Origin of the sequence: Streptomyces sp. URMC 123 (genome assembly GCF_051386515.1) — a bacterium.
Taxonomy (GTDB): Bacteria; Actinomycetota; Actinomycetes; order Streptomycetales; family Streptomycetaceae; genus Streptomyces.
In genome coordinates this window covers 1-11,001 of the sequence record NZ_JBPQTV010000214.1, presented here as the reverse complement: position 1 = coordinate 11,001, position 11,001 = coordinate 1, and the positions used below count along the sequence as shown (strand labels likewise).

Genomic DNA, 11,001 nt, shown 5'->3' with positions numbered 1-11,001 from the left:
CACCGTGCGGGTTGTTTCTTCGGCTCTCCCTGGGAGCATGTGCGCCGCGCTGCGGGGGCACCCCGCCACGTCCCCTCGGCTCTCGTCAGCGGCACGCCCGCGGTGGGGGGTGGAAAACCATCGGTGGCTGCCGCCAGCCCTCGGCTCCCCGCCGGTTTTCTTTTCTCCGGCGAAGCCGGAGCTGCGGCGGCAGGTCGCGATCACGGCTCAGCCAGGCACGCAGAGCGCGTAGAACCCCCCACCCAGCTTTGTGCGCCCATGCCACCGGAGGGGACGTGGCGGGGTGCCCCCGCAGCGCGGCGCACGAGACACCCCCACCCCCGCCCCGAAGGGGCGGGCATACGCGGGCGACCACTCGCGCACGGATCGCGACACCACCGGCGCCCCCGCGCATGGAGCGCGTAACCCCCACCCCGCTTTGTGCGCCCCAGCCACCGGAGGGGACGTAGCGGGGTGCCCCCGCAGCGCGGCGCACGAGACGGCGAGAAAGCCGAACACACCACGTGTACGTGCGCCGTCGAGGAGGTACCCCGGTGCGGCACCGACACCACCCAGCAACCGGGCGCCGCAAACACCACCCCACCCCCCGGCCGAAGGCCGGGGAAAAGACCCTGCCCCTGCGGGGCGATCCCCCTCACCCCGCCCCGAAGGGGCGGGGAGGTGGGGCTTCTGGCCGGAGGCCGGAAAACGACCCCGCCCCTGCGGGGCGGGGCAGGGGGCCGGAGGCGGCCAGGCGGCGGTCGTTACGTCATGGGCGGCGTGGTCGGGGACGCCGCGCCAGCCGGGCTTAGGGGGCCGATCCCCCGGCCGAAGGCCGGGGTCACGCGGCGGGAAGCCCCACCGGGCCGCGGGAAAGGCCAGGTCACCGAAGAGCTCACGTAGTGAGCTTCACGCGCATGTCGTCGAGGATGCGGCTCGCCGCCGTGTAGCCGATGCCCTGAATCCACAGCTCGTCGTCGACCTTGAACGCCTTGCCGTTCTTGACGGCCGTGAGGTTCTTCCAGAGGCCGCCCTCGGTCGTGCGCCGCTCCTTGGACTTCTCCGCGTCGCCGTACGTCGCGTAGAAGATGACGTCCGCCTCGGCCTTGTCGATCTGCTCGGGGCTCACGTCGTACGAGAAGCCCTTCGGCGCCTGGTCGGTGATCGCGGGGCGGCCGAGGCCCGCGTCGGCGAGGATCGTGCCGATGTAGTTCTTCTTGCCGTAGATGCGGATGTCCGCGCCCTCGACGAAGCGGACGATGTTGACCTTCGTCGCCGCGGCCTTCTCCGCGCCGCCGATCGCCTCGGCGAGCCCGCGGGCCCGCGCGGCGTAGTCGTCGACGACCTTCTTCGCCTCGGCCTGCTTGCCGAGCGCCTCCGCGTGGAGCTGGAAGTTCTCCTTCCAGGGCGCGCCGGTGCTCTCGGTCATCACCGTGGGGGCGATGCCCTTGAGCGCCGCGTACTTGTCGCCGTGCCGCACTTTGCTGGTGAGGATCAGGTCCGGCTTGAGCGCGGCGATGGCCTCCATGTTCGGCGTGCTCATGGCGCCGACGTCCTTGATGCCCTCGGTCTTCTCCTTGGGCAGGTAGGAGGGGAAGCCGGTGGAGACGTCGGAGTGGGCCGCGCCGACCGGCTTCACGCCGAGGGTGAGCGCGGAGTCGAGCTCGGCGGTGTCCAGGACCACGACGCGCTGCGGCGCGTTCTTGACCTGCACGTCACCCATGGCGGTCTTCACCACGTGCGTGCCGCCGTCGCCGGCGGAGCCCTGCCGGTCGCCGCCGCCCTTGTCGCCGGAGCCGCACGCGGTGAGCCCGAGGGCCGCGGCGAGCGCGGCGGCCGTGACCAGCGCGGCGCGGCGCCTGAGGGGTGAGGCCGGCGAAGGGGTCGGGGAGAAGGTCGGGGAGGGAGTCATCGTGGGGGTCCTTTCACGGGACGCGGACGAGGGACGCGGAACGCGGGTCGGGAGGCGCGCGCCGGACGGGATCGCCCGGATCGGCCCGGATCAGGAGGACGTAGAGGAGGACGCGGAGGGCGCGGAGGAGGACGTGGCGGACCGGGAGGGCGCGGAGGACCGGGAAGACGCTGCGGACGCAGCGGCCGCCGAGGCCGCGGACACGCGACCGTCCGCCTGCCAGGGCGCGCCGGGCACGACCAGCGGGCCACCGGTCACCGGGTCCGGCACGACGACCGAGTCCAGCCCGAAGACCTCCCGCACGAGATCGGCCGTGACGACGTCCGCGGGCCGGCCCTCGGCCACGATCCGGCCCTCCTTCATGGCGACGAGGTGGTCGGCGTACCGGGCGGCCTGGTTGAGGTCGTGGAGGACGGCGACGACGGTCCTGCCGCGCTCGTGGTTGAGCCGGCGGACCAGGTCCAGCACCTCGACCTGGTGGGAGATGTCGAGGTACGTGGTGGGCTCGTCGAGGAGGAGCAGTTCGGTCTCCTGGGCGAGGGCCATCGCGATCCACACCCGCTGGCGCTGGCCGCCGGAGAGCTCGTCCACGGGGCGCTCGGCGAGCGCGGTGACGTCCGTGCGCGCCATGGCGTCGGAGACGGCCCGCTCGTCCTCCTCGGACCACTGCTGCCACCAGCGCTGATGGGGCTGGCGGCCGCGCGATACGAGGTCGGCGACGGTGATGGCCTCGGGCGCGACGGGGGTCTGCGGGAGCAGTCCGATCGACTGGGCGATGGTGCGCGTGGGGATGCGGGCCAGCTCCGTGCCGTCGAGCAGTACGGCGCCGGCCGCCGGCTTGAGGAGCCGGCCGAGGGCGCGCAGCAGCGTGGACTTGCCGCAGGCGTTGGGCCCGACGATGACGGTGACCTTGCCGCCGGGAATGCTCAGGTCGAGCCCGGAGACGACCGTGCGCTCCTCGTAGGCGAGGGTCAGGCCCCGAGCGACGAGGCGGTCCCCGCCCAGGTCCCGGCCCACGTCGCTCCGCTGCTCACCGCCCCGGTCACCGCGGCCGTCCCCGCCCCGGTCCGTCCCCTTGTCGGTCATGCCTTGCCTCCGGTGCGGCTGCGAATGATGAGCCAGATCAGATACGGGGCGCCGACGGCGGCGGTGAGCACCCCGACGGGCAGCTCGGTCGGCGCGAACAGCTTGCGGGCGAGCAGATCGGCGAGCACCACGATCAGCGCGCCCATGAGGGCCGAGCACAGCAGCGGGATCTGTGCCGTGCGGGTCGTCCGGCGGGCGATCTGCGGGGCGAGCAGCGCCACGAAGTCCACCGGCCCGGCCGCGCCGGTCGCGAGGGAGGCGAGCACGACGCCGAGCGCGGCGAGCCCCAGCCGGGTGCGGCCGAGCCGTACGCCGAGGGCGGTGGCGGTGTCGTCGTCGAGCGAGACGTTCCGCTGGGCGCGGGCCGCCCACAGCACGCCCGGCAGCAGCACCAGCAGGGCCCAGGCGAGCGGCTCGGCCTGCTCGTAGCCGCGCCCGTTGACCGAGCCGGTCATCCACACGTACGCCTGCTGGGCGACGAGGTAGTCGCCCTTGGTCAGGAAGAGGTGGGTGATCGAGCGGAGGGCGATCGCGAAGCCGATGCCGATGAGGACGAAGCGGGCGGCGTGCAGCCCGCCGCGCCAGGCGAAGAGGTAGACCAGCGCGGCGGCGATCAGCCCGCCGGCGACGGAGAGGTACGGCAGGGCGGTGTACGAGGTGACGCCGAAGGTCATGGCGCCGACGGTGAGCGCGCTGGCACCCTGGCTGACGCCGATGATGTCGGGGCTGGCGAGCGGGTTGCGGGCCACCGTCTGGATCAGCGCGCCGGCGATGCCGAAGGCGGCGCCCACCAGCAGGCCGAGGGTCATCCGGGGCAGCCGCAGGGTGCCGACGACCAGGTCGTCGGGGGAGGGCTGCCCGAGCAGGACCTTGACGACCTCCGCGGGGGCGACGAAGGACTCGCCGACGCTCAGGTAGGCGACGCAGGCGGCGGCCAGGGCGACGGTGAGCAGGGCGGCGACGACGGTCGCGCGCCGGTGCACCAGCAGGGACACGGGGAGGGCAGGGGAGCGCCGCCGCGCGAGGGCGTACCCCGCGGGCCGCACCCGTACCGGGGCCGCGCCGGCGGGCGTCACGGAGGAGGAAGCGGAGGGGGAAGCGGACGAGGAAGGACGCGCACCAGCGTTCATGCCGCCACCGTCCGCCGCCGTACGAACGCCACCAGGAACGGCACGCCGATCAGCGCGGTCATCACGCCGGCCGGCACCTCCGAGGGCGGGAAGACCAGCCGGCCCACCACGTCGGAGACCAGCAGCATCACCGGGCCCAGCAGCGCGGACACCGGCAGCAGCCAGCGGTGGTCGGTGCCCACCAGCGCGCGGGCCAGGTGCGGCACGGCCAGGCCGATGAAGGCGATCGGGCCGGCCGCCGCCACCCCGGCGCCGGTGCAGACGGTCGCGCCGAGCCCGCCGACGATCCGTACGGTGGCGACCCGGTGCCCGAGCCCCCTGGCGACGTCGTCGCCGAGCGCCAGCGCGTCCAGGCCGCGCGCGGAGGCGGCCACCAGCACCACGCCGACCAGCAGGAACGGCCAGATCTGGGCGGCGACGTCGGCGTCCCGCCCGGAGACGGAGCCCACCTGCCAGAAGCGGAACTCGTCGAGGGCCGCGGCGTGCACGGTGAGCACGGCGGAGATCACCGAGACCAGCAGCGCGTTGATCGCGGCCCCGCCCAGCGCCAGCTTCACCGGCGTCGCCCCGCCGCGCCCGCTCGCGGCGATGGCGTACGCGGCCACGGCGGCCACGGCCGCGCCCGCGAAGGCGAACCAGACGTAGCCGGTCAGGGTGTGCACCCCGGCGAAGGCGATGGCCAGCACCACGCCCACGGACGCGCCCTGGCTGATGCCGAGGATGCCGGGGTCGGCGATGGGGTTGCGGGTGAGGCCCTGGAGGACCGCGCCGGCCAGGGCGAGCGCGGCGCCGACCATCAGGCCGATGAGCGTGCGCGGCAGCCGCAGCGAGCGCACCACCTCGGCCGCGTCGCTCGTGCCGCCGTGCAGCAGCGCGTCGAGGACCTCGGAGGGGGGTATGGGGCGGCTGCCCACGGCGAGGCTGAGCAGCACGGCGAGCAGCAGCGCCACCGCGGCCGCCGCCGTCCAGCCGACGCGCCGCGCGACCAGCGCGCGGCGGGGGCTGCTGATCGTGGCTGGCATCGCTTCCTTTTCGGCGGAGAATCGATCTTGACGTGGCGCGAACGAGGTCAGGTAAGGCGAACCTAAATATACGGGTCGGCCGCCCGGCACAATGGCGGGCATGGCCACGTACCCCTTCACCGTCGGGTTCGACCTCGACATGACGCTGATCGACTCGCGCCCCGGCATCCGGGCCGCCTACCGGGCCCTGTCCGCCGAGACCGGGACCTGGATCGACGCCGATCTCGCCGTCACCCGGCTCGGCCCGCCGCTGGAGCTGGAGCTCGCCCACTGGTTCCCGGCCGAACTGATCGAGGAGATGGCGGAGCGCTACCGGACGCTCTACCCCGACCACGCGATCGCGCCCACCCTGGCGATGCCCGGCGCCCGGGAGGCGGTGGAGGCCGTGCACCGGCTCGGCGGCCGCGCCATCGTGGTCACCGCCAAGCACGAGCCCAACGCCAAGCTGCACCTGGCGCACCTCGGCATCGAGGCGGACGCGGTGATCGGCTGGCTGTGGGCGGAGGCCAAGGCGGAGGCGCTGCGCGAGTACGGGGCCTCCGTCTACGTCGGTGACCACATCGGGGACGTACGCGGCGCGCGTACCGCCGGTGCGCTCTCTGTCGCGGTGCCGACCGGTCCCTGCGGCGCCGAGGAACTGCGCTCGGCGGGGGCGGATGTCGTACTCGCGGACCTCACCGGGTTCCCCGCCTGGCTGGCCGCGGAGCGCGGTCGCCGAACGGCCCGGGACGTGTCCTGGGACGCGGCCGGGGTCGAAGCCGGGGACGGCGCCCGGGAAGCCGCCGTGGACGCGCCCCGGGCGTAGCTAGGACGCCGCGGAGCGCGCCTGGCGCCGCTGGGCGGCGATGGACCGCAGCACCCCGGCGGCGGCGATGGCGAACCCGGCGCCCATCAGCATGCAGACGAACCAGGCGACCGGCGGCAGGGGGTCGGCGCCCAGGAACAGCGGGGCGACGGTGGCCAGGGTGGCCAGCGCGCCGACGCCGAAGACGATGGCGCCGATCCGCACCAGCGCCTCGCCCGGGGCGGCGCCCTCCGAGGCGTCGGCGGCGGCCCCCTTCGTGGCGTCGGCGGCGGTGGCGTCGGCGGCGCCCCCGGTGGCTTTCCGGGCGGCGGACTGCGCGTGGGTTTCATTCGTCACCCGACCAGGGTAGGTCGGGCGCAGAAGCACGGAGGAACCACCCGGCGACGTCTTGTCACCAGGCACGGGACCATTAGCCTTGGAGGTGGCGGGCCGAGGCCCGCTGTAGTGCTATCCAGAGCTGTTTTTCTGCCGGCTGTTGATCAGCCCCGATGAGTACGAGGACGAGGACAGACGTGCCTACCGGCAAGGTCAAGTGGTTCAACAGTGAGAAGGGTTTCGGCTTTCTCTCCCGTGATGACGGCGGTGACGTCTTCGTGCACTCCTCGGTGCTCCCGAGCGGCGTGGACACACTCAAGCCCGGCCAGCGCGTCGAGTTCGGCGTGGTGGCGGGGCAGCGCGGCGATCAGGCCCTGTCCGTGAACATTCTGGACCCGGCGCCCTCCGTGGCGGCGGCGCAGCGCCGCAAGCCGGACGAGCTCGCCTCGATCGTGCAGGACCTGACCACGCTGCTGGAGAACGTGACGCAGTCCCTGGAGCGGGGGCGCTACCCCGACAAGGCCCACGGCGCCAAGATCGCGGGAATGCTCCGCGCGGTGGCCGACCAGCTCGACGTCTAGGTCCTCTCCACTCACTCCCGGCGCTCGCCCTCGCCCGAGGGCGAGCGCCACGCTCCACCGCCGGACGGGGGCGAGCCCCGCTCTCCGTCAGGCGAAGGCGAGCGCGTCGCGGCCGAGGGGCGGCACCAGCCCCTCGCCCGCCGCACGTGTGAGCAGCCCCCGCACGGCCGCGTACCCCGCCTCGCCGAGGTCCGCCGTGAACTCGTTGACGTAGAGCCCGATGTGCTGATCGGCGACGGCCGGGTCCATCTCCTGCGCGTGCTCCAGCACATACGCCCGGGAGGCCGCCGGGTCGTCCCAGGCCATCCGCACCGACGTGCGGGCCGCCGCGGCCAGCTCGCGCAGCCGCGCCGGGCCCAGCGACCGCTTGGCGACGATCGCGCCCAGCGGGATCGGCAGCCCGGTGGTGGTCTCCCAGTGCTCGCCCATGTCGGCGAGCGCGTGCAGCCCGTACTCCTGATAGGTGAACCGCGCCTCGTGGATCACCAGGCCGGCGTCGACCCGGCCGTCCCGCACGGCCGGCATGATCTCGTGGAACGGCAGCACCACCACCTCGCCCACCCCGCCGGGCACCGCGGCCGCCGCCCACAGCCGGAACAGCAGATACGCGGTGGAGCGCTCGCTCGGCACCGCGACCGTCCGCCCGGCCAGCGACACCCCGGGCTCCCGGGTGAGCACCAGCGGCCCGCAGCCGCGGCCCAGCGCGCCCCCGCACGGCAGCAGCGCGTACTCGTCCAGCACCCACGGCAGCACGGCGTACGACACCTTCAGCACGTCGAACTCGCCGCGCTCCGCCATCCCGTTGGTGACGTCGATGTCGGCGAACGTCACGTCCAGCTCCGGCGCGCCGGGCACCATCCCGTGCGCCCAGGCGTGGAAGACGAACGTGTCGTTGGGGCACGGCGAATAGGCGATGTCGAGCCGGTCGCTCACCGGGGTTCCTCCTCGCGGACGGCGCGGACGGACGGGACGGAGTGGTCGGAGTGGGCGGACGGGCCGAAGTGCGCGAAGGCGGGGGCCAGCGCGGCGAACGCGTCCCGCAGCGCGTCCAGGGCCTCGGGAATCCGCCAGGCCGACCGGTCGCGCGGGCCGACCGCGTTGGACACGGCCCGCACCTCGGCCACCGGCACGCCCAGGGCCGCGGCGGCCTCCGCCGCGCCGAAGCCCTCCATGGCCTCCGCGCCCGCGCGCGGATGGCGGGCCAGCAGCTCGGCGGCCCGCCCGGCGGAGCCGGTCGCGGTGGAGACGGTCAGCACGGGCGCGACCAGCACCGGGAACGAGCCGGAGCGCTCCAGCGCCGCGGCCATCCGCCCGGTCAGCTCCGGCGACGGGAGGTGCGTCGTGCGGCCGAAGCCGAGGTCCGTCACGGACAGGAAGCCGTCCGGGCTCTCGGCGCCCAGGTCGGCGGCCACGAGGGCGTCCGCGACGACGATCGAGCCGAGCGGGGCGCGGGGGGCGAAACCGCCGCCGATGCCGGCGCTGACCACCAGGTCGTACGGGGCGCCCCGGTGGGCGGCCGCGGCCAGCGCCGCGGCCGTGCCGGCGGCCGCCGCGGCGGGGCCCACCCCCACGGCGACGACGTCGACGGCCGGGGCGCCCTCCGCCGGGCGGCACCCCGCGAGCACCGCGTCCCGCTCGGCCGCGACGGCCGTCACGACCAGAACGCGCACAGCGTGCTCGGCGCGCTCAGCAGACTCGGCAGCTTCGGCGCGCACAGCCGGGGTCAGGAGTCGCACAGCCGGGGTCAGGAGTCCTTCAGCTTCAGCTTGACGTGCCACATCGCCTTCACGCCGCCCTCGGACTGCGTCTCGACGATGGACAGCAGCGCCGTCTCGCGCGCCTGCGGCTGGCCCATCTCGTCCCGGCGGGTCATGAACTTGTCCACGTCGAAGCTGCGGTACGTGTCCTTGGACGGGTTGAGCATGCCGTCACCGCCGCCCACGATCACCCAGCCGGACTCGGCGATCTCCGGCTCGACGCCGATGCGGATCTTCTCGCCGGACTTCACCGAGATCGTCTTCACGTTCTTCGGCTCGTCGGAGAGGCACTTCTGGAGCGCCGCCTGGTCGAGCTTCTTGCCGTCGCCCGAGCAGCTCTTCGTCTCCTCGGTGGTCACCGTGGTGTCGCCGACCGTCACGGTCGCCAGCGGGGTCGGCTTCTCGCACGCGGAAAGGGCGACGACGCCGATGGACACGGCACCGAGGGTGGCGGCGAGGCGGAGGGCCTTGCTCCTGGTCTGCGAATTGCGGCTCCGCCGCGAGGCAACGGTCATGGCCGAAGGCTATCGGGCGGCCCCGCTCACGCCACGCGGGGGTGCGGCGTGCCGCGCCGCGCGGCCGACAGCAGCCCCCGTACGGTCGTGGCCGCGCCCAGGGCCACCAGCCCGGCCGCCACGGCCATGCCCAGCACCCCGTGGAGCGGCAGGGCGATGCCGATCGCGCCGCCCACCACCCAGGACATCTGCAGCAGCGTCTCGGAGCGGGCGAACGCCGACGTCCGCACCTCCTCGGGCACGTCCCGCTGGATCAGCGCGTCCAGCGACAGCTTGCCCAGCGCCTGCGCCAGACCCGCGACCGCGCCGATCACGGCGATCAGCACGGCACCGTAGAGCGCCGCCGCCACGACCGCCGCGCCCAGGGCGATCCCCAGCACGCTCGCGATGATCGCCTCCGGGTTGCGGGCCTTGAGCCACGCGCCGATCGCGGTGCCCAGCGCGTTGCCCGCCCCGGCCGCCACGGCCACCACGCCCAGCGACACCGCCGCGCTCCGGCCGCCCAGCGGGTGCTCGCGCAGCAGGAACGCCAGGAAGAAGATGAGGAAGCCGGAGAGCGCGCGCAGCGCGGCGTTCGCCTGCAGCCCGTGCAGCACGGAGGGGCCCACGGTCCGCAGCCCGGGCCGGCGCGCCTTCGCCCCACCGGCCGCGCCGCCCGCGCCGACCCTGCCGTTCCCGCCCCGCATCCCGTTCCCGCCATTGCCGCCCGGCCTGCCGTTCCCGCCGTTCCCGGCGTTCCCACCCGGCCCGCCGGCGCCGGCCACGCTCCCGCCGCCCCGCATGCCACGCACCGCACGCGTGAAGCGGGCGGCCCCCACCAGCCGTACGGTCCGCGCCCGCGGCCCGCCCGTGCCCGGCCCGTGCGCGGCGACACCGGTCGCCGTGCCGCGCCGCCAGCGGGCCCGGACCACGCCCCCGGCCCCCAGCACCGGCCGTACGGGCCACTCGGGGCGTTCGGGCCGTTCCGGTCGCGCGGGCCGGTCGTGGCCGGACGCGCCGAGCAGGTGCTCGGCCGCCAGCAGCCGCGCCTTGGCCTCGCCCTTCGCCGAGTCGACCTTGTGCGGCAGCGTGAAGGACAGCACCGTCCCCGCCACGAACACCGCCGACGCGCCGTACAGCGGCCAGCTCGGGCCGAGCGCCTGGAGGCCCGCCCCCAGCGGCGCGGCGGCGCCCGTGGCCAGCAGCCCCGCGAGCGTCACCCGCGAGTTCGCCTTCACCAGGGAGAACCGCGGCGGCAGCAGCCGCGGCACGACGGCGCTGCGCACCACGCCGTACGCCTTCGACGCGACCAGCACGCCCAGCGCCGCCGGATACAGCTCCAGGCCCCCCGTCGCCACCGCGCCCGACATCATCAGCGCCAGCAGGGCGCGCGAGAGCATCGCGCCGGCCATCGCCGCCCTGCGGCCGTGCGGAATCCGGTCCAGCAGCGGGCCCACCACGGGCGCCAGCAGCGCGAAGGGCGCCATGGTGATCGCCAGATAGAGCGCCACCCGGCCGCGCGCCTGGTCCGTCGGCACGGCGAAGAAGACGGTGGAGGCGAGCGCGACCGTCACCAGCATGTCGCCCGCGGAGTTCACCGCGTGCAGTTCGATCAGCTTGCCCAGGCCCGACTCGCCCGCCCCCTGGGCGTGCGTCGCCCGCCGGATGCCGCGGGCCGTGGACGTGAACGGCAGGTGCAGCGCACGCCCGACCGCCCCGCCGACACGGCGGAGCGCACCCCTCCGCGGGGGCCTGCCGGAGGTCCTGCCGGACGACCTGTCGGTGGCCACCCCGTCATAGTGCCCCAACTCGTCCGCCCCATGGCGGCATCCGCGCCTTCCCGCGGGCGCGCTGCGGGCGCGGGGGGCGACGGCGGCCGCGGCGCGCCGCTCGCGGGCGGTGCGGGGGCTTGTACGGGGG

General features: G+C 74.9%; 11 protein-coding genes. 2 read left to right on the top strand and 9 right to left on the bottom strand.

Going from position 1 to position 11,001, the window contains the following annotated elements:
• Positions 1–874: 874 nt before the first annotated feature.
• The 4 genes from ACSNOD_RS21910 to ACSNOD_RS21895 form a co-directional block, all read right to left on the bottom strand.
• Positions 875–1,891 carry an ABC transporter substrate-binding protein gene (locus ACSNOD_RS21910; RefSeq protein WP_436768711.1) on the bottom strand — a complete coding sequence of 339 codons (1,017 nt, stop codon included), beginning with the start codon at positions 1,889–1,891 and terminating at the stop codon, positions 875–877.
• A gap of 90 nt (positions 1,892–1,981) precedes the next feature.
• Positions 1,982–2,977 (bottom strand): ABC transporter ATP-binding protein, encoded by a 996-nt coding sequence (locus ACSNOD_RS21905; RefSeq protein ID WP_436768710.1) that lies wholly within the window; start codon positions 2,975–2,977, stop codon positions 1,982–1,984.
• Positions 2,974–4,053: a FecCD family ABC transporter permease gene (locus ACSNOD_RS21900; RefSeq protein WP_436768713.1), complete on the bottom strand. Its 1,080-nt coding sequence runs from the start codon at positions 4,051–4,053 to the stop codon at positions 2,974–2,976. The genes ACSNOD_RS21905 and ACSNOD_RS21900 overlap by 4 nt, the downstream gene beginning before the upstream one ends.
• A 50-nt stretch (positions 4,054–4,103) precedes the next feature.
• A complete protein-coding gene (locus ACSNOD_RS21895; RefSeq protein WP_436768709.1) occupies positions 4,104–5,129 on the bottom strand; it encodes a FecCD family ABC transporter permease in 1,026 nt (341 codons plus the stop codon).
• A gap of 100 nt (positions 5,130–5,229) precedes the next feature.
• Between ACSNOD_RS21895 and ACSNOD_RS21890 the strand changes: the two genes are divergently transcribed.
• Complete coding sequence (locus tag ACSNOD_RS21890) at positions 5,230–5,934, top strand: HAD family hydrolase (protein ID WP_436768708.1); 705 nt, start codon at positions 5,230–5,232, stop codon at positions 5,932–5,934.
• Here the strand turns inward: ACSNOD_RS21890 and ACSNOD_RS21885 are convergent, their stop codons facing one another.
• Complete coding sequence (locus tag ACSNOD_RS21885) at positions 5,935–6,270, bottom strand: hypothetical protein (protein WP_436768707.1); 336 nt, start codon at positions 6,268–6,270, stop codon at positions 5,935–5,937.
• Positions 6,271–6,446: 176 nt separating this feature from the next.
• Between ACSNOD_RS21885 and ACSNOD_RS21880 the strand changes: the two genes are divergently transcribed.
• On the top strand, positions 6,447–6,830 hold the full coding sequence (locus ACSNOD_RS21880; RefSeq protein WP_436768706.1) for a cold-shock protein: 384 nt from the start codon (positions 6,447–6,449) through the stop codon (positions 6,828–6,830).
• 87 nt (positions 6,831–6,917) lie between these two features.
• Here ACSNOD_RS21880 and ACSNOD_RS21875 read toward each other — a convergent pair whose 3' ends face one another.
• The 4 genes from ACSNOD_RS21875 to ACSNOD_RS21860 form a co-directional block, all read right to left on the bottom strand.
• Positions 6,918–7,763 carry a 1,4-dihydroxy-6-naphthoate synthase gene (locus tag ACSNOD_RS21875; RefSeq protein ID WP_436768705.1) on the bottom strand — a complete coding sequence of 282 codons (846 nt, stop codon included), beginning with the start codon at positions 7,761–7,763 and terminating at the stop codon, positions 6,918–6,920.
• Complete coding sequence (locus ACSNOD_RS21870) at positions 7,760–8,500, bottom strand: futalosine hydrolase (RefSeq protein ID WP_436768704.1); 741 nt, start codon at positions 8,498–8,500, stop codon at positions 7,760–7,762. The genes ACSNOD_RS21875 and ACSNOD_RS21870 overlap by 4 nt, the downstream gene beginning before the upstream one ends.
• Before the next feature lie 74 nt (positions 8,501–8,574).
• The gene (locus ACSNOD_RS21865; RefSeq protein WP_436768703.1) at positions 8,575–9,102 is read right to left on the bottom strand and encodes a hypothetical protein; all 528 of its coding nucleotides are present in this window, start codon (positions 9,100–9,102) and stop codon (positions 8,575–8,577) included.
• A 26-nt stretch (positions 9,103–9,128) separates the two neighbouring features.
• A complete protein-coding gene (locus ACSNOD_RS21860) occupies positions 9,129–10,871 on the bottom strand; it encodes an MFS transporter (RefSeq protein ID WP_436768712.1) in 1,743 nt (580 codons plus the stop codon).
• Between the last annotated feature and the right edge of the window lie 130 nt (positions 10,872–11,001).

Coding starts and splice junctions, on each gene's coding strand:
- ACSNOD_RS21895 (WP_436768709.1), bottom strand. CDS start 5,129: ATGCCAGCCACGATCAGCAGCCCCCGCCGCGCGCTGGTCGCGCGGCGC.
- ACSNOD_RS21910 (WP_436768711.1), bottom strand. CDS start 1,891: ATGACTCCCTCCCCGACCTTCTCCCCGACCCCTTCGCCGGCCTCACCC.
- ACSNOD_RS21905 (WP_436768710.1), bottom strand. CDS start 2,977: ATGACCGACAAGGGGACGGACCGGGGCGGGGACGGCCGCGGTGACCGG.
- ACSNOD_RS21865 (WP_436768703.1), bottom strand. CDS start 9,102: ATGACCGTTGCCTCGCGGCGGAGCCGCAATTCGCAGACCAGGAGCAAG.
- ACSNOD_RS21890 (WP_436768708.1), top strand. CDS start 5,230: ATGGCCACGTACCCCTTCACCGTCGGGTTCGACCTCGACATGACGCTG.